Origin of the sequence: Kutzneria sp. CA-103260, from assembly GCF_018263855.1 — a bacterium.
In the GTDB taxonomy this organism is placed as follows: domain Bacteria; phylum Actinomycetota; class Actinomycetes; order Mycobacteriales; family Pseudonocardiaceae; genus Kutzneria.
The window spans coordinates 9,456,909-9,475,644 of the sequence record NZ_CP073318.1 but is presented as its reverse complement, the minus strand read 5'-3'; the positions used below and the strand labels follow the sequence as shown (position 1 = coordinate 9,475,644).

The following is an 18,736-nucleotide window of genomic DNA, read 5'->3' as shown; positions in this document are numbered from 1 at the left end:
CGTGTTTCGGTTCCACCCCGCGGCACCATGCCGATGCGTCGCACACTATTACAGAAGCCGGACAGGGCCGGGCGCTATCACCGAAGTGGTGACCGGACCTCAGCCGACGGCGGAGACGACCTCGGCCAGCCGGGTCGCGGCGCCATGGGCCTCGTCCTGGCTGGGGGCCTCGACCATCACGCGGACCAGCTGCTCGGTGCCGGACGGCCGCAGCAGCACCCGGCCGGTCTCGCCCAGCTCGGCCGACACCTCGGCGACGGCCTGACTGACGGTCTCGGCCGCCGCGACCGCCGCCTTGTCGGCGACCCGGACGTTGATCAGCACCTGCGGCAGCCGGCGCATCACGCCGGCCAGCTCGTTGAGCGGCTTGCCGGTGGCGGCGACCCGGGCCATCAGCCGCAGGGCGGTCAGCAGGCCGTCGCCGGTGGTGGCGTGCGAGGGCAGGATCACGTGGCCGGACTGCTCGCCGCCGAGCGAGTAGCCGCCGGCCCGCAGCTCCTCCACCACGTAGCGGTCGCCGACCGCGGTGGTGAGCAGCCGCACACCGTTGTCCTTCATGGCCAGGTGCAGGCCCAGGTTGCTCATCACGGTGGCGACCAGGGTGTCGTCCTTGAGCTCGCCGGCGTCCTTGAGGGCCAGTGCGAGCACCGCCATGATCTGGTCGCCGTCCACCTCAGCGCCCGTGCCGTCCACCGCGAGGCAGCGGTCGGCGTCGCCATCGTGGGCGATGCCCAGGTCGGCGCCGTGTTCGAGGACCGCGGCCTGGAGCACGTTGAGGTGGGTGGAGCCGACGCCGTCGTTGATGTTCAGGCCGGTCGGCTCGGCGTGGATGGCGATCACCTCGGCTCCGGCCCGACGGTAGGCCTGCGGCGCGGTGGTGGAGGCGGCACCGTTGGCGCAGTCCACGACGATCTTGAGTCCGTGCAGGTCGTGCGGGGTGGAGACGAGCAGGTGGTCGATGTACCGGTTGACCGCCTCGGGCACGTCGGTGACCCGGCCCACGCCCTCGCCGGTGGGTCGGCCGCCGGTCTCACCCAGCCGGGCCTCGATCTCGTCCTCCAGCTCGTCGGACAGCTTCAGGCCGCCCTTGGCGAAGAACTTGATGCCGTTGTCGGGCATCGGGTTGTGCGAGGCGGAGATCATCACGCCCAGGTCCGCGTCCAGCTCGGCGACCAGGAAGGCCACCGCCGGGGTCGGCAGCACGCCCAGCCGCAGCACGTCCGCGCCGGCCGCCGTGAGGCCGGCGGTGACCGCCGCCTCCAGCATCTCGCCGCTGGCCCTCGGGTCCCGCCCCACCACCGCGACCGGCCGGTGCGTGGTGTCGTGCTCGGCCAGCACCCGGGCCGCGGCCGCGGCCAGTGAGAGCGCCAGCTCCGGGGTCAGGTCGGCGTTGGCCATACCGCGGACACCGTCGGTGCCGAACAGACGGGACATGGACGCTGCTACCTCCGGGGCGGGGAAGGTCGGGCGGTCAGACTACGGCTAGGGCGCGCGAGGGCCACGAGGGGTTGCTCCGAGAACACCTCAGAACACGCCAAAGGCGGTGCGATCCGCGGAAACCGCAGATCGCACCGCCTTTGCGCAAAATCAGCGCTTCGAGTACTGAGGCGCCTTGCGGGCCTTCTTCAGACCGTACTTCTTGCGCTCCTTGGCCCGCGGGTCACGGGTCAGGAAGCCGGCCTTCTTCAGGGCCGGGCGGTCCTCGGACTCGAACTCGATGAGCGCACGGGCGATCGCCAGCCGCAGCGCGCCGGCCTGGCCGGAGATGCCGCCGCCGACGAGGTTGCCGATGACGTCGAACATCTCGACGCGCTCGACGGTCACCAGCGGCTCCTTGATGAGCTGCTGGTGGACCTTGTTCGGGAAGTACTGCTCCAGGCTCTTGCCGTTCAGCGTGAACTTGCCGGAACCCGGCACCAGTCGCACGCGAACGATGGCCTCCTTGCGGCGGCCGACGGTCTGGATCAGGCGGTTGGGCAGCGCGACCGGAGCGGGCACCGGCTCGGCGTCGCCCTCGTCGTCCGCCTCGACAGCGGCGTCGAACTCGGCGACGGCGTCGGCCTCGCTGGTCTCGGCGACAGCCTCGCTGGTCTCGGCGACAGCCTCGGTGGTCTCGGCAGCCTCAGCAGCGACAGCCTCGTCGGCGAGCTGCTCGGGCTCGTGGTCAGGAGTGGTCACTGAAACTTCCTCGGTCACTGGGCGATCTTGGTGATCTCGAACGGCTGCGGCTGCTGCGCCGCGTGCGGGTGCGCCGGGCCGGCGTACACCTTGAGCTTGCTGGCCATGGCGCGGCCCAGGCGGGTGTGCGGCAGCATGCCCTTGATCGCCCGCTCCACGAGACGCTCGGGCTGCTTCTCCAGCATCTCGCCGAAGGAGCGCTTGCTCAGGCCGCCCGGGTGGCCGCTGTGGCGGTACACGAACGCCTGGTCCCGCTTGTTGCCGGTGAGCGCCACCTTCTCGGCGTTCACGATGACGACGAAGTCACCGGTGTCGACATGCGGGGCGTAGATGGGCTTGTGCTTGCCACGCAGCAGCGTCGCGGCCTGGGTGGCGAGCCGGCCGAGCACCACGTCCTGGGCGTCGATGACGTGCCAGGCGCGGTTCACCTCGCCGGCCTTCGGGCTGTACGTGCGCACGGATCTACCTCGTCGTCACTCACTCTGTGGCGCGACCCTGCGCGGGTCCACGCTCATGTCATGGGGTGTCGTTGCGGCGGGGCGCGCCAGCGTGTTCACGAACTGCTGGAGCACGCGCGGCAGCAAGCCTCGCGCCGCATTACCGCACAACAAAGAAAGAAGATACCCGGCCACACCCGTGAGGGTCAAAACGGGTGGTCGGAAGACATACGTGGACCCCAGGACGGGATGTCCCGGGGTCCACGGGCGCCGCGAACGCGGGCGTGAGGAAGGTCTCAGCCCCAGAGCTTCTTGGCCGAACCCTCAGCGTCCTGGTAGCCGTCGGCGGCCTGACGCACGGCCACGCCGATCGCCTGGAGGGTCGCGTGGAAGTCGGCGGCCGCCTGGTCCCACCGGCGCTGCGCGTCCTGGTACGACTCGGACGCGTCACCGGTCCAGTCGGCGACGATCGGGGCGATCTTGCCCTTGAGGTCGCTGAGGTGCTGCTCGACGGTGTTGGCCGAGTTGGTGATGTCCTGCGACGCCTGCTGGATCTCGGCGAAGGTGACCTTGATTTCACCGCTCACGGTGTTCTCCCCTGAATGAAGTAGACAAGCCCACTGATGAAGAAACTGCTATTTACGACGACTACGGAAACGCGGAGCCAGGGTCAGCCGTTGAGCCGGCTGGCGATGTTGCTGATGCCGTGGTGCGCCGCCTCTTCCTGCTGCGAGTAGGTGTTGGACGCGGTCCGCATCGCGGTGGAGATGTCCGACAGGGCCTGGTTCAGCTTCTTGGCGTCCTCCATCAGACGCTGCTGGAGCTGCTGGAACGCCTGCGAGGCCTGACCCTTCCAGCTGGCCTCGAGCGGAGCCAGGTCGCTGTTGAGCTTGTTGACCGTGGCGTTGATCTCCTGCTCGACGTTCTCGATGTCCTTCGCGCAGCTCGCCATCTCAGCGGTCTTGGTACCGAAACTTCCGGCCATTGGGACGGGCCCCCTTCAATCCGGGTGAGTACTGCTTGCTTGGTTCGTACGTCTACTGCGACGACGACAGTGCCATGGTCGGTTCCACCCCGTCGCGACTTCTTCGCAAACAGTTGCTCTAGTAAACGCGCCCGGGTGGAACTAGCCGCGGTAGAAGATTCCCGTTTGCGAAAAGTCCTCGTCGTCGTCACTCGGACGGGGGCGTCGGGTCGCCGGTGCGGGTGGCTTGGGCGCACTGGGAGTAGTCGACCCGATCGGGGCAAGCAGCTCGGTGCCCTCCGGCAGCCGGTCCACCGGCAGTCCCTCGTCGGAACGGAACGAGGCGGCTGCCCGGCGCAGCCCCGGCGAGGTCAGGTCGGCCGGCTCCGGTCGGGTCTGCCGGGCCCGGACCTTGCCCACCAGCTCCCGGGTCTTTCCCTTGGTGGCCGCGCTGCGGGCCTTGGCCTCGGCGGCGGCCCGGCTGCCCCGGGCCACGGCGGCGTCCGTCTCGGACCGGAACTGGCTCATCGCGTCGCCGATCTGCACGGCGTCTCCCTCCTCAGGCCTGCACCGCCAGCGTGCTCACGACCTGCTCGCACGCGGCCTGCACGGCGTCCTTGCCGCCGGCCGGGTACTGGCAGCCGACGCTGACCTGCGCCTTGCCCTTGAGCACCACGTACCAGTCGACCGACGCGCCGTCCCGCTGCTCGTTGTAGTAGAGGACATCCTTGCCGCCGAAGCTGACGTTGTCCGCGAAACCGGCGTACGCGGAGCCGCCGGCCGCCACCGCCGCCCGCACCTGGCTGACCGCCAGGTCGCGCTGGGCCGTGGCGTCGTAGTTCAGGGCCCGCTCCTGCACGTCGATCAGGTTCTGGCTGGTCGAGCCGTCCGGCTTGAGCTGCACCTCGCGGTGGGACGCGTCGCCGCCGACCTGGCTCCAGCCCGGCGGGGCGGTGAAGCGGTAGTCGTACTGCGCCACCGGCTTGCCGTCCGGGCCGGCGGTGGCCAGCCGGAACACCGCCACGCCGGCGGCGATCACCAGCACCACCGAGCCGACGACGATCCACGGCAGCCACTTGCCCCGGGTCTTCACGGCAACGGGCGGCGGGCTCACCGAAGCTGGAACCGGCGTCGGGGGCAGGCTTGCCGGCACAGGACGGGTGACGTCCGCCGCCCCGGCCGGCATCGGCCCCGCCCCGCCGACCTGCACCGCCGGGTAGCCGGGGCTCGGCGTCTCCAGCGGCTGCTGCATCGGGCTCGGCGGCCGCACCCCCGGGAACGCCCCGGTCCGATGTGGATCAAGCGTGACGACGCGCAGCGCGCCGCGGGCCACGATCGTCTCCGGTTGGTCCAAAGTGGTCGGCAGCACGCCGGTCCGCTCGTGCACCAGCCGTGCCACCAACGGAATCCGGCTGGAACCGCCGACCAGGAACACGGTGCTCAGCTCGCCGGACGTTAGCCGCGCGGCCCGGACGGTGTCGGCGACGAGGTCGGCCGCCCGCCCCAGCTGGGGGCCGACGACCCGTTCCAGATCGGCCCGCGTGACATGGGCGTCCGGGAACGGCGGCGGCATCGGCACATCGGTGTAAGCGTGCCGGGACAACGTTTCCTTGGCCCCGCGCACGTCCTGCCGCAGCACCCGGCGACGTCGGCGGTCGGCCATCTCCCGGCCCTCCACCAACGCCTGCCACGCCTGCGGGTCCTGGCCCGACACCAGCGTGCCGACGTGTTCCAGCAGCGCCTGGTCGATGTCCGCGCCGCCGAAGTTCGGCTCGCCCCGAGTGGCCAGCACCTCGAACGACGCCCCGCGCCGACGCACCACGCTGGCGTCCACAGTGCCGCCGCCCAGGTCCAGCACGGCCAGCGCCGCGCCGTCGGGCATGGCCGTGGACGCCGAGTGGAACACCGCCGCGGCCACCGGTTCCGGCACCAGCGACAGCTCCGCGCCCAGCCCCTGCCCGGCCTGGCGCAGGATCCGGGTGCGGACCGCGCCCCAGTCGGCCGGGTGGGTCAGCACCAGCAGGTCGATACGCGCCCCGCCGACCAGCCGCCGCGCCTCGTTGGTGGCACGGACCAGCACGGCCCGCACCACGTCCAGCACGTTCAGCACGGTGTCGCCGAGCAGCAGCTTCCCCTCGTCGATGCGCCGCTTGGGGTTCGGCTCGTACCGCGACGGGTCGACCGCCGCCTGCCGCTCCGCCTCCTGCCCGACGAACAGCGTGCCGCCGCGGTCGGCGAAGACCGCCGACGGCATCACCGGCGTGCCGCCCTCCAGCACGACCAGCTGCGGCTCGCGGCCGTCGACGGCCACCGCGACGCACGTGCTGGACGTGCCGAAGTCGACCGCTACATGGACTGTCAACTCACTCGCCCGGCAGCCACGCGGTCTGCATGAGCTGCTGGCCCAGCTTGCGGGTCACGATCACGCCCCGGCCCGGCGGCAGGATCTGCGGCTTGTACGTGCCGATCAGCACGCCCTCGTCCTTGCTGCAGCTCATCACCATGCCCGGCGCGGCGATCTCGCGCAGCTTGCCGATCACCGGGTCGAACAGCGCCCGGCTGGCGCCGCCGGAGCGGCGGGCCAGGATCATGTGCAGGCCGACGTCCTTGGCCTGCGGCAGGAACTCGGCCAGCGGCTGCAGCGGGTTGCCGCTCTGGGTGGCGACCAGGTCATAGTCGTCGACCACGACAAACACCTCCGGCCCCTTCCACCAGGACCGGGCCTTGAGCTGCTCCTGCGTGACGTCCGGGCCGGGCAGCCGGCCCTTGAGCGAGTTGCGCACGTCGTTGACGGTGTCGCCCAGCTGGTTGGCCGACACCACGTAGCTGAGCAGGTGGTCGGTGTCGACGAAGCCGAGCATCGTGCGCCGGTAGTCGACCAGCAGGATGACCGCCTCGGCGGTGCTGTATCGGGTCATGATGCCCCGCACCACGGTCCGCAGCAGGTTCGTCTTGCCGGACTCGCCCTCGGCGAACGCGAAGAAGTGCGAGTCGTTGTCGAAGTCGAGGAACACCGGCGCCAAGCCGTCCTCGTTGACGCCGATCGGGATGAGACGCGGGTTGCGCTGCTGCTGGGGCACCGGCAGCTGCTCGTAGGGCAGCAGCTCCGGCAGCAGCCGGACCTGCGGCGCGACCGGGCCGCGCCAGGCCCCGGTGATCTTGCCGATGGCGTCCTGCACACCCGCGGCCACGTCTCCCACGTTGGACGAGGAGTCGATGCGCGGCAGCGCGGTCAGGAAGTGCAGCCGGTCCGGGGTCAGGCCGCGGCCGGGCCGGCCGACCGGCACGTTCACCGCCACCTTGCGGTCGAACTCGGACTCGCTCGGGTCGCCCAGCCGCAGCTCGAACCGGGTGCCCATGAGGTCCTTGAGCGCCGGCCGGATCTCGGCCCACCGGTTGGCCGAGATGATCACGTGGATGCCGAAGGACAGGCCCTGCGCGGCCAGGTTGAGGATGGACTGCTCCAGCGCCTCGAACTCCTGGCGGAAGTTCAGCCAGCCGTCGATGATCACGAAGACGTCGCCGTACGGGTCGTCGGCGATCTCGCCGCGCCGCTTGCGATTGCGGAACTCCACCATGCCGTCGATGCCGGCGGCGCGGAAGCGCTGCTCCCGCTCGGCGATCAGGCCGGTCAGCTCGGCCACCATGCGGCGGGCCTTGTCCGGCTCCAGCCGGCCGGCCACGCCGCCGACATGCGGCAGCGCCTCCAGCGGCGAGAGCGTGCCGCCGCCGAGGTCCAGGCAGTAGAACTGGACCTCCTCGGGGGTGTGCGTGACGGCCGTCGACATGATCAGCGTGCGCAGCAGCATGGACTTGCCGGACTGCGGGCCGCCGACGACCGCGCCGTGGCCGGCCGCGCCGGAGAAGTCGGCCCAGAACGGGTCGCGGCGCTGGTCGAACGGCTTGTCCACCAGGCCCAGCGGGATCTGCAGGTAGCCCTGGTAGCCCTGCGGGTAGATGCCCCGGTCCGGGGTTGCGGTCAGCGGCGGCAGCAGCATGTCCAGCGACTGCGGCTCGTTCAGCGGCGGCAGCCACACCTCGTGGGCCGGCGCGCCCTGGCCGACCAGCCGGCCGACGATGACCTCCAGCACGCTGGGCTCGATCTTGTCGTCGTCCTTGGGCTTCTCCTTGACGACCTCGCGCGGCTTCTCCGGCTCCTTGGGGATCTCCACGAAGTCCGGCACGAAGTACTTGGGCCGGCGGTCGCCGCTGATGCCGGCGGGCGTGGCCGGGCCGGCGATCATGCCGGCCGGCCGGTACGGGCCGGACACGTAGGCGGCCTTGAACCGGGTCATCGGCTCGCCCTGCACGGCCAGGTAGCCCGAGCCGGGGATGGGCGGCAGCTCGTAGGCGTCGGGCACGCCGAGCACCGCCCGGGACTCCGACGCGGAGAAGGTCTTCAGACCGATCCGGTAGGACAGGTAGGTGTCCAGGCCGCGCAGCTTGCCTTCCTCCAGCCGCTGCGAGGCCAGCAGCATGTGCATCTGCAGCGACCGGCCGACCCGGCCGATCTGGAGGAAGATGTCGATGAAGTCCGGCTTGGCCGTCAGCATCTCGGAGAACTCGTCGATGCAGATGAACAGGGCCGGCAGCGGGTCGAGGTCGGCGCCCTTCTCGCGGGCGCTCTCGTAGTCCCAGACGTTCTTGTAGTTGCCCTTGGCCAGCACTTCCTGGCGGCGGGACACCTCGCCGGCGATGGCGTCCTTCATGCGGTCGACCAGGGTGAGGTCGCCGGACAGGTTGGTGATGACCGCGGCCACGTGCGGCGCGTCGTCCAGGCCGAGGAAGGTCGCGCCACCCTTGAAGTCCACCAGGATCATGTTCAGCGCGGTGGACGAGTGGGTGGCCAGCAGGCCCAGCACCAGGGTGCGCAGGAACTCCGACTTGCCGGAGCCGGTGGCGCCGATGCACAGGCCGTGCGGGCCCATGCCGCCCTCGGCCGCCTCCTTGATGTCCAGGTCCACGGACTGGCCGAACTCGCCGACGCCGAACGGGATCTTGTACCGGTCCGACTTCGGCCGCGGCCGCCAGGCCTGCCCGATCTCGAAGGTCATCGGGTCGCCGGGGATGCCCAGCAGCTCCAGGATCGGCGGGTTGGCGTTGAGCAGCGGCTGGTCCTCACCGCCGGTGGCCTCCTGGCCGCCGATGCGGAACGGGGCCAGCCGCCGGGCCAGCGCCTCGGCCTCGGCCACGCTCAGGCCGTCGGGCTGGCCGAACCACTCCACGCCGGCGTTGCTGCGGGCGCCAAGCCGGTCCGGCTCCACCACCAGCCGCAGGCCGCGGCGGGCGGCCAGGTTGCCCAGCGAGTCAGACAGGTCGAGCAGGGTCACGCCGACCAGGCCCTCGTCGAGGATGATCTGCTCCTCGCGGCTGATCTCGCCGTCGTCGACGATGATCAGGATGTGCGGCTGGTCGGTCAGCGGCGGGGCGTTGCGCTGGAACCGCTGGCGGTCCTTGGTCAGGTCCTGCAGCCAGTCCTCGACCTGCTGCAGCGAGCCGGACATCAGCCGCATCTGCCCGATGCCGTCCACCGCGGTCGGGTGTTGGGCGTGCGGCAGCCACTTGCACCATTCCCACTCGTGCTTGGCCCGGCCGGCGCTGACCACGGCGACCAGTAGGTCCTCGGGCGAGTGGAAGGTGACCAGCTGGCCGACCATGGCCCGGGCCAGGGCGCGGGTCTGGTCCCGCTCGCCCAGCATCGAGATGGCCGCGAAGCCACGCATGGTGATCATGGTCGGCAGCTCGGGCACGATCGAGTGGGCGCGCACGAAGCGGCGCAGCGCCAGGGTGGCGATCGGCTCCAGCTCGTCGACCGGACCGGTCTGCGGCGGCACCAGGCGGGTGGCCAGCCGCTGCGAGCCGCGGGCGATGCGCACGTGGCCGAAGTCGGGGTCGGTCTGCCGGCGCTCCCACATCCGCCGGGTGGTGGCCATCGACCACAGCGCCTGCGGGTCTGGGTGGTTCCACTCCAGCGCGGCCCGCTGCTCGTCGGCCGCGTCCCGGGCGCGCTCCCGCATCTGGCCGAGGTAGCGCAGGTAGTCCTTGCGGTCCTCGTTCATCTCGGCCTTGCGCTGCGAACCGCCGCGGCCACCGCCGCCGCCGGCCATCATGCCGACGGTGGAGATCAGGAAGAAGCCACCCATCATGATCGTCTGCGGGTTCTTGGCGCCGGGCGCCGCGAACATGTAGCCCATCATGCCCACCGACGCCACGATCATGACGATCGGCAGCACCTTCATCACCACGTTGCCGGGGATGACCCGGGGCAGCTCGGGCGGCGGCTCCAGGTGCACCTCACCGCCGGGCGGCCGCGGGGCGGCAAGGCGCGCCTGACGCCTGAACTGGAGCGTGCTCACCGGGACACACCTCTTCGGGTCGGGGGTGGATCTAAACCCATTGGAACGTCTTCACCGGAACCGCCGTTCCCGGCCGGGCCGGTGCGGCCATACTAGGGGCGGCCACCGACAGCGCGCGGCCGGTTCGCGGAGTTCGGGTGCGGAACGGGTGCGCACGGTGGCGTGAGTCCACACGAGACCGAAAGATGAGGGGGCCCTGGTGGCAACCGGTACGACGGTGTTCAGCCGGGTGACCGTGGTCGCGCCGCAGACACGCATCGACGTCGCCTTGCCGTCCGACGTCGCGGTTGCCGACCTGATGCCGATGCTGTTGCACATGGCCAAGGAGGTCAAGCCGGACGGCGGCGCGCGGCACGGCGGCTGGTGTCTGGCCAAGCTGGGCGAGACTCCGCTGGACGCGAGCCGCACGCTGGCCTCGCTCGGCGTCGTCGACGGCGACCTGCTGCAGCTGCGGCGCCGTTCGGAGAATCCGCCGCCACCGCTGTACGACGACGTCGTGGACGCCATCGCGGAGTCCACTCCGGACAGCTTCCGGCCGTGGACCCCCGAGACGGCAAGGCGAATCGGCCACGTGGCCGGCACCGCCGCGCTGATCGGGGCGGCCGTCGCGGTGCTGCTGGCCGGTCCGCTGCTGTCCGGCGGCTACGGTCTGGTCGCCGCCATCGCCGCCGGCGTGGCGATGTTCGCCAGCGTCGCGGTCGGGGCCGTGCTGACCCGGGTCTACCAGGCGCCGACCACCGGTGTGATCGTGGCGGCCGCCGGCGGCCTGCCGATGGCCTTCGTGGCCGGCCTCTACATCATTCCCGGCGATCCCACCCGGTGGAGCCTGCTGTTGGCCTGCCTGCTGGTGATGATCGTCTCCTGGGCGTGCATCCTGCTGGTCGGCTCGGGGGTCACGGTGTTCATCGCCGCCGCCACCGCGTCCACCCTCGGCTGGCTGGCCTTCCTGGTCGGCGCGCTGCTGGACACCCAGCCGATCGCCGGCGTGGCGGCCGGCGCGGCCGCCGTGTCGCTGGTGGCGCTGTCCTGGCTGCCGCGGTTCACCATCCGGCTGGCCAAGCTGCCGCTGCCCAACGTGCCGAGCAACGCCGAGGACCTCAAGGACGACGGCGGCTTCCCCGAGTACGCCATGATCGAGAAGCGAGCCGGCCTCGCCCACGAGTACATGACCGGCATGATCATCGGCGCCGGCGTCACCACCGCCGTCGCCGCCGTGCTGGCCGCCACCTCCGGCACCGTGTGGGGCCCGGTCTTCGCCGTCGTGGTCACGCTGGTGATGCTGCTGCGCTCGCGCACCTACGCCAACGGCAGCCAGGCGGTCGCCCTGCTGGCCAGCGGCATCGTCGCCGGCGGCGGCGTGCTGGCCGGCTGGATCTGGCTGTCCGACCCGTTCGGCCGGCTGCTGTGGGTGTTCGGCACGCTGGTCGTGGTCGGCGCGGCCGCCCTGGTGCTCGGCGTCGCCTTCCCCGGCCAGAAGTTCTCGCCGGTGCTGCGCCGCTCGGTCGACGTGTTCGAGGCGATCTGCATCGTCGCGGTGGTGCCGCTGGCGCTGGCCGTGATGGACCTCTACAGCACCCTGCGCCACCTGAACCTCTGAGGGATCATGCTGATCACTAGGACATCCGCGCTCGCGGCGGCCGTCGTGGTCGGCCTGCTCGGCCCCGGCCTGGCCCCCGCGCTGGCGCAGGACGCCGCCCCGGCCGCCAGCGCCAACGCGTGGGCCCCGCCGCCGCTGAACTACACCGGCGAGCCGCATAACCTGCCGGTAGACAAGAACGCGGTGACCCCGGGCGCGACGTACACCGAGAGCCAACGGTGCGTCACGTCGACCGGCGGCGGGCAGATCAAGGAGCCACCCAACGGGCAGACCTGGCTGCGGCTGGACGAGGCGCACAAGTACTCCGAGGGCGCCACCCAGACGGTGGCCGTGATCGACAGCGGCGTGAACCAGCACAAGGAGTTCACCGGCCGGTTGCTGGACCAGCAGGACTACCTCGCCGGCGTCGCGAACGTCGACAAGACGGACTGCGACGGTCACGGCACCGAGGTCGCCGGCATCATCGGCGCGGACACCACCGGCATGGACGTCGGCTTCCAGGGCGTGGCACCGAAGGCGAAGATCCTGCCGATCCGCCAGACCAGCCCGTCGATCAAGATGAAGACGGCGGACTCGCAGAACGAGGTCGGCGCCGGCACGTCGAACACGTTGGCATACGCCATCCTGACCGCGGCCGACCACAACGCCACCGTGATCAACATTTCGCTGTCGGCCTGCCTGGTGCCAGCCCAGGGCCTCTCGCAGACCCTGCTACAGAACGCGATCCACTATGCCGTGCACGACAAGGGCGTGGTGATCGTGGCCGCCGCAGGCAACCTCGAGCAGGGGTCGACCTGCAATACCCAGAACGACCGACCGGATCCCAACAAGCCCAAGTGGATCGAGTCGCCAGCCTGGTTCACCGACGACGTGCTGTCGGTCGCCGCAATCGCCACCGACAATGCCAACCAGCAGACCCCGGGCGCACCGGCCAGCTTCTCCATGTGGGGGCCGTGGGTGAGCGTCGCCGGCCCGGGCACCGGAATCATCACCCTCGATCCGGGCACCAACAGCGGCCTGGCCAACATGGAGACCGGCAGCAACGGCCAGGCGCAGCCGTTGCAGGGCACCAGCTTCGCCGCGCCGTACGTGGCCGGGCTGGCCGCACTGGTGAAGGACAGGTTCCCGAACCTCAACGCGTATGACGTGATGCACCGGATCGAGATGACCGCGCAGCACCCGGGCACGCCGTCCGGCCGCAACAACCAGGTCGGCTACGGCATGATCGACCCGGTGGCCGCGCTGACCGCGGTGATCCCGGGCGAGCCCAACTCGCCCAAGCCCGTCGCCGGCCGGCAGCTGCCCTCCGATGTCGGCGTGGCCGAGGTGAAGAGCGTGTCGCCGATGATGTACGCCATGTACGGCACCCTGATCGGCGTGGCGCTGTTGCTGATCACGCTGTTCGTGGTGCACGCGACCAACCGCTCCCGCCGCAACCACAAGCCGGCGCAGCAACGCCTACGTATGTGAGCATCGCTCGAAAGTGAAGGGGCCTCGCGGTTGCGGGGCCCCTTTCCGTTGCCAGAATCAGTCCATGCGCACCCGATCGCTGTTCTGCGTCAGCACGCTGGCCGCCGCACTGCTGGCGATTCCGGCCACCGCCCTGGCCACGCCCGCGGCCGGATGCTCGAACCGGGACATGGCCTGGATCCACCTCTTCGCCCAGGAGAACCTCGGCAACGAGCTGGACAGCAACGCGCTGTGTCCGGGGTCGTCACATTGGGACCTGAAGAACAGCAAGGCCCACGACCACGTGCGCAGCTGGGAGGTGTCCGGTCCGATCCCACAGAACGGGGGCAAACACATGACCGTGTGCCTGCTGGACTACGTGGGCAGCCAGCGGGTCGTGCTCGGCCGGCTGAGCACCGGCGGCTGGGCCAACGCCGCCCAGCAGGGCAATCTGGGCAACAACAACGACCGGGCCGATGCCGTCGAACTGTGCTGACCGCTACTTCTCGCCGATGACCGTGGGCGCGGTCTTCTCGGGGGTGCCGAGCAGGTCCCGCAGGTCGCCGCTGAGCCGGATCTTGGACTTGTGCTCGGTGTCCTCGCCGCCCTGGCCCTTCTGACCGCCGCCCATGCCACCCATCATGCCCATGCCGCTGCCGGCCCCGCCCTGAGCGGCGCTGACCGGGGCCGCTGAAGCGGCGGCGGGTGGGGGCGTGGGGTGCTCGACTGCGGCCTGCTCGGCCACGCCGGAGACGTTGCCGGCGCTGGGAGCCTGCGTCGGGGCGGCTCCGATCCCGGCAGCGGCGGGCATCGCACCGCCTGCGCCACCGGCATGTCCGCCGGCCAAGGCGGCAGCCGCCGCAGCGGTGTCAGTGGGCGCGCTGTGGCCGGCGGCCGATGCTGTCCCAGCGGCGGTCGGCGTCCCAGCGGCCGTCGATGTTCCAGCGGCGGCCGGAACCGTGGCAGCGGGAGCCTGCGGTGGGGCGTAGTCGTAGGACCAGTTCGAGCTCGGCATCGGGTGCTGCACGGTGATCTTGGAGAAGGCGTCGCCGCCGCAGAGCTTGGTGAACGCCTCCAACACGTCCCGCACCGACTCGAACAGCTGCTTGGTCGGCTCGCGCTGGTCGTCGAGGTGCTCGGTGGCCCGCTTCTCGCCATGCACCGGCACGGACAGCGCGTCCGACACCGTGTCGGCGCTGTCGGCCAGCACGTCGCCCAACTGGTCCACGAGGTGCTCGACGTGGTCGGCGGTCTGCTGCAACGCGTCGGCCATCGCGGTCATGGCGTCGGCGAGGTCGTGCCCGGACAGGCCGTAGGACTGCATGTAGGCCATGAACGAGTCGGCGTCCTTGCCCTGCCACGAGGCGTCCAGGCCGCCCAGCGACTTGGTCAGGGTGTCGGTGACCTCGCCGGCGGCCTTGGCCGCGGTGCGCCAGCGGTCGGCCTCGTCCCGCAGCGCGGACCACTTGCCGACCAGCGGCGCGTAGTACTCCTCGACGGGATCGGTCACGCCCAGCTGGCGGCTGATCTGCGACAGGTAGTCCAGGTGGGCCGGCGACGCGCTCACTGGCCACCCGCCTTCTTCAGCAGGGCCGCGATGTCCTGGTCGTGCGAGCCGTAGTGGCCGGCGGTCTTGGCCAGGCCCTCGGCGGCCGCGGTGAGCGCGTCCACCGCTCGGCTCAGCTGGTCGGACAGGGCCTGTGCGGCCTGTGCGTACGCGGTGTCGGCCCCGGTGTTGCGCCCGAGCTGGCCGAAGGAGCCGGCCGGCAGCGGCGCGCCCTTGAGTGCGTCGCGGGCCGACCCGAGATCGGTGGCCGAGCGGGACACGGTCTTGGCATAGCTCGCGATCCAGTCCGGATCGATCCTCACGCCGCTCACGTTGTCCCCTCCCGTCGGCTGATTCGGTCCCTTCGACGCGCCCGGGCCGCGTTCAGTTCCCGCCGGTCTGCTGTTGCTGGCCCGGCAGCGAGTTCGGGTAGTTGCCGGCGGTGGCCGGCGGCTGCATCGTGTCGTAGGTGCGCAGCGCGGCCGCCGGGTCGAGCGCGGTGCCCTGCGGCAGCAGCCGGATGATCGCGTCCGGGGCCGGCGGATAGCTCGTCGGATCGCCGAGCCCGATGCCGGCCGCCACCTGGTCCGGCGTCATGCCGGTCAGGGACGAGGCGAAGCCGTACTTCACGCCCAGATCGGAGATGATGTAGATCGGCCCGGCGGCCGCGTCGGCGCTGGACGTGCTGTCCCGCACCACGGCGGCCTGGCCGGTCGGCAGGTAGAAGTTGCTGACCAGCTGCCCGGCGGTGCTCGGGTTGCTCAACTTCATCGGGGCCTTGCCGGCCGGCACCACCGGCTGGTGGTTCTGCGTGATCCGCACGGTCAGGGACGGAGCGTTGTTGGGGTAGCTCCACACCGCGCACATCGACGGGTAGTCGGCGCTGGACAGCGGCGTGCCGGAGGCGACCTGCGTGGGGTAGTCGTCCACCGGCAGGTACGAGGTGTCGTCGGGGATGCCCACCACGTCGTTCGATCCGACGTCATGCTTCGGGCTGCCGTGCACGTCCTCCACCGCCTGGGCGGCCTGCGGCGAGACCAGGTGCTTGCCGGTCGCCGTCAGCACGTAGGACTGAGTGCTGCCGTCGAGCTGCTTGGTGCGCAGGATCTCACCGATCTTGGCGCCGGCCGGCACCGAATAGGACGGAGTCTGGCCGTGGCCGATGATGTCGGGCGCCGTCATGTCGATGGTGCCCGGGATCGCGTTGAGCACCGCGCTGCTGATCGGCCGGGCGTCCTGCTTGCGCAGCTGGTAGGTGCCGGCGGCCGAGGAGCTCATGTCGACCTTGGCCTTGACCACGGCGGAGTTCTTCAGCTCTGGATTGTGGCTGTACTGCGACTTCCGGAAGATCAGGTAGTAGTCCTTGCCGGCGTTCGGCGTGACCAGGAACTGGTCGCTCGAATCGATCTCGTTGCCGATGTTGGGCACACCGCCGAGCACCGTCGTGGTGGGCGTGCCGCTGGTCGCGGTGGCGTTGTCCGGGAGCGTGTCGCAGACCGCCCAGTCATTGCTGACCCGTTGCGGGCCAACGGGAAGCAGCTGCGGACCGTCCACAATGCCCTGCTTCTTGTCGCGGGGCAGGCCCTGCAGCGCGTCGTCGTCGACCACCGAGGGCGCGGCCGCCGCGGGCGAGCTGCCGCCCTGGGCCGAGGCGCCACCGCCGCCGCTGCTGTTGGCCAACAGGATCAGCCGAGCCGACGTCACATTGAACGTGGGCACCAGCCGCGGCTTGTTGTTGGCGTCATTGATCAACGCGTACACGGCGCCGGACTGCTTGCCGATCACCACGCCGTTGGACTCCGGCACCGAGCCCGCCGGGCTCAGCACCGCGAACAGCACGAAGCCGATGGCCGCGACCATGGCCAGCAGCACACCGACCACCGCCGAGCGCATGTGCGAGCCCATCGGATCGTGCATCATGACCGAGTCCTTGCGCACCAAGGCGGACTCCATCCGCTTCAGCATGAATCGGTACGCCTGGACCTGGGACTTGCTCGTGGGTGTCGATGGCATTCGCGGCTCGCAGCTCTCCCGTTCGCGGTACGGTTTCGCAGGATAGCGGGAGGCCGTGCCGGCCGGGCGCGCTTCGGCACGAACGATCGGCCACCGTCCGATATCGCAGCGCACACGAGGGGAAGAACGAGCGGATGTCCGTGACCACGCAACGCCCGGGCCCGCCCAGCAAGGGCGCGCCCCCGCCACAGGCGAAGGCCGCCCCGGAGCCGCCACGGCGGGTGCCGCCGGCCCGCCGCCGCAAGGCCGGCGCCAGCATCGGCGGCCTGCCGGTCGCCAACCTGGTCGTGCTGGAGATCGGTGTCGCCGTCGGTCTCGGACTGCTCGCCGTCGACACCTCGCTGCTGCCGGTCGCCGGCGGCATCGTGGGCGTGGCCCTCATCCTGATGTTCATCCGGTGGAGTGGTCGTTGGTTCACCCAGTGGGTGGGCCTGACCCTGCGCTACCTGCTCCGCTCGCACACCCGCGCGACCGCGCCGGCCGAGAGCGCCGCCCCGCTGGACGAGGATGGCGAGACCAAGGTCATCGGCGCCGAGGACGCCCGGGTCGCGCTGCTCCGGCTCGCGGTGCCGGACCTCGTCGTCGCCCACACCGTGGACCACGAGCGCGCGCCGGTCGGCATGGCTTGGCAGGAGGGCGTCTGGACGGCCGTGCTGCGGGTCGAGCTGGAGCCGCAGCTCGTCGCGCCCATCGGCAAGGCGCCGAACCTGCCGATCGGGGCGCTCGCCCCGTGCCTTGAGGACCGCGGCGTGGTGCTGGACTCGATCCGCGTGCTGTGGCACTGCTACCCCGGCAGCACCATGCTGCCGCCGACCACGCCGGCCATGTCCTCCTACATGGAGGTGATCGGCGCACTGCCGACCTCGGCCCGGCGCACCACGCTGGTCGCGGTCCGGCTGGACCCGCGGCGCTGCGGCGCGGCCATCCGCGAGCGCGGCGGCGGCGTCGTCGGCGCGCACCGGGCGCTGATCGGCGCGCTGTCCCGGGTGCGCAGCGCCCTGGAGGGCCGCGGCGTGCCGACCCGCCCGCTGGCCCCCGACGAGCTGCTGTCCACCGGCATCGCCATCGGCGAGCTGACCGGCGCGGTGGGCGCCGAGGGCCGGGTCGGGCTGGTCGAGAAGTGGGGCGGCGTCACCGCCGCCGGCGTCGGCCACTCCAGCTACTCGATCACCGGCTGGCCCAGCGGCGGCGTGGCCGCCGGCTTGAATGCGTTCACCAGCATCCGGGCGCTGTCCTCGACGGTGAGCCTGGCCATCTCCCCCGGCGGCCAGGACGGCCAGGTCGGCCTGCGCGGGCTGGTCCGGATCAGCGCCCGCACCCCGGCCGAGCTGGGCCGGGCCGAGGACCGGCTGGACAAGCTGTCCGATCAGCTCGGGTTCGCCATCACCCCGCTGCGCGGCCTGCAGACGTCCGCGCTGGCCGCGACCCTGCCGTTCGGAGGATGGGCATGAGCACCGGTCAGACCCGGTCCCGCGACACCATGGGCAAGGTCGGCGGCCTGGCCCCCGAGTTCCTGGCCTCGCCCGAGCTGCTGGACGCCGTCAGTCCGTCGGCCGAGCGTGGCGGCATGCTGATCGGCAGCGACCCGCGCAACGAGCCGGCCAGCGTCTCCCTGCTGCGCCCGCTGCCCACCCGGGTGGTCGCGCTCGGCGGCCTGTACCTGGCCCGCCAGCTGGCCCTGCGGGCGCTGGCCGTGGGCGCGCTGGTGATCATCGCGACCGGTCGGCCGCAGGCCTGGCAGGCGCTGTCCCAGGCCACCATGACCGGCCCGAACGAGCGGCCGCTGCCGGTCGTGTCGATCCGCCGGCTCTCGCCGATCGAGCTGCCCGACGGCACCGAGGACAACCCGGTGCTGGTCGTGCACGACGGCGGCGCCACCCCGGTCGAGCTGCTGCCGCCGCGCACGCCGTGGCAGACCACCATGTACGTGCTGCCCTACCTGCACCCGCAGGCCGGCTCGCTGGCCGTGAACGCCGATCTGGTGCTGATCCAGCGGCTGCAGGCGGCCCAGGCCCAGCTGGCCGCCCGGATCTGGCGGCTCAACCCGGCCATGGTCAACGAGCTGGCCCAGCTGCGCGACGACCACGTGCTGGCGTTCGGCCAGGACCTGTGGATGCCGATCCGGCTGATCACCAACGAGGGCGAGAAGAAGATCCTGGGTCCGGTCCGCCGGGGCGACTGACCGCTCGGACCTCC

Annotated in this window: 16 protein-coding genes; 5 read left to right on the top strand and 11 right to left on the bottom strand. The window is 71.2% G+C overall.

Annotation, left to right across the window (positions count from 1 at the left end):
- Positions 1-99 precede the first annotated feature (99 nt).
- From glmM to eccCa, 8 genes are all read right to left on the bottom strand, one after another.
- Positions 100-1,434 (bottom strand): phosphoglucosamine mutase, encoded by a 1,335-nt coding sequence (gene glmM / locus JJ691_RS42275; RefSeq protein ID WP_211765043.1) that lies wholly within the window; start codon positions 1,432-1,434, stop codon positions 100-102.
- A gap of 153 nt (positions 1,435-1,587) precedes the next feature.
- Positions 1,588-2,178 (bottom strand): 30S ribosomal protein S9, encoded by a 591-nt coding sequence (gene rpsI / locus JJ691_RS42270; RefSeq protein WP_249227367.1) that lies wholly within the window; start codon positions 2,176-2,178, stop codon positions 1,588-1,590.
- Between the two features lie 14 nt (positions 2,179-2,192).
- Positions 2,193-2,636: a 50S ribosomal protein L13 gene (rplM, locus tag JJ691_RS42265; RefSeq protein ID WP_211765042.1), complete on the bottom strand. Its 444-nt coding sequence runs from the start codon at positions 2,634-2,636 to the stop codon at positions 2,193-2,195.
- A gap of 275 nt (positions 2,637-2,911) precedes the next feature.
- A complete protein-coding gene (locus JJ691_RS42260) occupies positions 2,912-3,202 on the bottom strand; it encodes a WXG100 family type VII secretion target (protein ID WP_211765041.1) in 291 nt (96 codons plus the stop codon).
- A gap of 83 nt (positions 3,203-3,285) precedes the next feature.
- Complete coding sequence (locus tag JJ691_RS42255) at positions 3,286-3,600, bottom strand: WXG100 family type VII secretion target (RefSeq protein WP_211765040.1); 315 nt, start codon at positions 3,598-3,600, stop codon at positions 3,286-3,288.
- Positions 3,601-3,741: 141 nt separating this feature from the next.
- Positions 3,742-4,125, bottom strand: a complete 384-nt coding sequence (locus JJ691_RS42250; RefSeq protein WP_211765039.1) for a hypothetical protein — start codon at positions 4,123-4,125, stop codon at positions 3,742-3,744.
- Positions 4,126-4,138: 13 nt separating this feature from the next.
- Complete coding sequence (locus tag JJ691_RS42245) at positions 4,139-5,941, bottom strand: type VII secretion-associated protein (protein ID WP_211765038.1); 1,803 nt, start codon at positions 5,939-5,941, stop codon at positions 4,139-4,141.
- A 1-nt stretch (position 5,942) separates the two neighbouring features.
- Positions 5,943-9,935: a type VII secretion protein EccCa gene (gene eccCa / locus JJ691_RS42240; protein WP_211765037.1), complete on the bottom strand. Its 3,993-nt coding sequence runs from the start codon at positions 9,933-9,935 to the stop codon at positions 5,943-5,945.
- A gap of 199 nt (positions 9,936-10,134) precedes the next feature.
- On the opposite strand from eccCa, the gene eccD reads away from it, so the two are divergent.
- The 3 genes from eccD to JJ691_RS42225 all read left to right on the top strand — a co-directional run bounded on the left by eccD (position 10,135) and on the right by JJ691_RS42225 (position 13,477).
- Positions 10,135-11,532 (top strand): type VII secretion integral membrane protein EccD, encoded by a 1,398-nt coding sequence (eccD, locus tag JJ691_RS42235; RefSeq protein WP_211765036.1) that lies wholly within the window; start codon positions 10,135-10,137, stop codon positions 11,530-11,532.
- A 6-nt stretch (positions 11,533-11,538) separates the two neighbouring features.
- Complete coding sequence (gene mycP, locus JJ691_RS42230) at positions 11,539-13,002, top strand: type VII secretion-associated serine protease mycosin (protein ID WP_211765035.1); 1,464 nt, start codon at positions 11,539-11,541, stop codon at positions 13,000-13,002.
- Positions 13,003-13,066: 64 nt separating this feature from the next.
- Positions 13,067-13,477: a hypothetical protein gene (locus JJ691_RS42225; protein WP_211765034.1), complete on the top strand. Its 411-nt coding sequence runs from the start codon at positions 13,067-13,069 to the stop codon at positions 13,475-13,477.
- Between the two features lie 3 nt (positions 13,478-13,480).
- On the opposite strand, the gene JJ691_RS42220 is transcribed toward JJ691_RS42225, so the two are convergent.
- From JJ691_RS42220 to eccB, 3 genes are all read right to left on the bottom strand, one after another.
- A complete protein-coding gene (locus tag JJ691_RS42220) occupies positions 13,481-14,548 on the bottom strand; it encodes a WXG100 family type VII secretion target (RefSeq protein ID WP_211765033.1) in 1,068 nt (355 codons plus the stop codon).
- Entirely contained in the window at positions 14,545-14,850 is a 306-nt protein-coding gene (locus JJ691_RS42215) for a hypothetical protein (RefSeq protein WP_211765032.1), read from the bottom strand. Before JJ691_RS42215 ends, JJ691_RS42220 begins: the two co-directional genes overlap by 4 nt.
- A 61-nt stretch (positions 14,851-14,911) precedes the next feature.
- Positions 14,912-16,540, bottom strand: coding sequence for a type VII secretion protein EccB (eccB, locus tag JJ691_RS42210; RefSeq protein ID WP_211765031.1), 1,629 nt, complete (start codon positions 16,538-16,540; stop codon positions 14,912-14,914).
- A 134-nt stretch (positions 16,541-16,674) separates the two neighbouring features.
- On the opposite strand from eccB, the gene eccE reads away from it, so the two are divergent.
- Complete coding sequence (gene eccE / locus JJ691_RS42205; protein ID WP_211765030.1) at positions 16,675-17,991, top strand: type VII secretion protein EccE; 1,317 nt, start codon at positions 16,675-16,677, stop codon at positions 17,989-17,991.
- Positions 17,988-18,722 (top strand): hypothetical protein, encoded by a 735-nt coding sequence (locus JJ691_RS42200; RefSeq protein WP_211765029.1) that lies wholly within the window; start codon positions 17,988-17,990, stop codon positions 18,720-18,722. The genes eccE and JJ691_RS42200 overlap by 4 nt, the downstream gene beginning before the upstream one ends.
- Positions 18,723-18,736 lie beyond the last annotated feature (14 nt).

Coding starts and splice junctions, on each gene's coding strand:
- JJ691_RS42255 (WP_211765040.1), bottom strand. CDS start 3,600: ATGGCCGGAAGTTTCGGTACCAAGACCGCTGAGATGGCGAGCTGCGCG.
- JJ691_RS42225 (WP_211765034.1), top strand. CDS start 13,067: ATGCGCACCCGATCGCTGTTCTGCGTCAGCACGCTGGCCGCCGCACTG.
- glmM (WP_211765043.1), bottom strand. CDS start 1,434: ATGTCCCGTCTGTTCGGCACCGACGGTGTCCGCGGTATGGCCAACGCC.
- eccB (WP_211765031.1), bottom strand. CDS start 16,540: ATGCCATCGACACCCACGAGCAAGTCCCAGGTCCAGGCGTACCGATTC.
- JJ691_RS42200 (WP_211765029.1), top strand. CDS start 17,988: ATGAGCACCGGTCAGACCCGGTCCCGCGACACCATGGGCAAGGTCGGC.
- eccE (WP_211765030.1), top strand. CDS start 16,675: ATGTCCGTGACCACGCAACGCCCGGGCCCGCCCAGCAAGGGCGCGCCC.
- mycP (WP_211765035.1), top strand. CDS start 11,539: ATGCTGATCACTAGGACATCCGCGCTCGCGGCGGCCGTCGTGGTCGGC.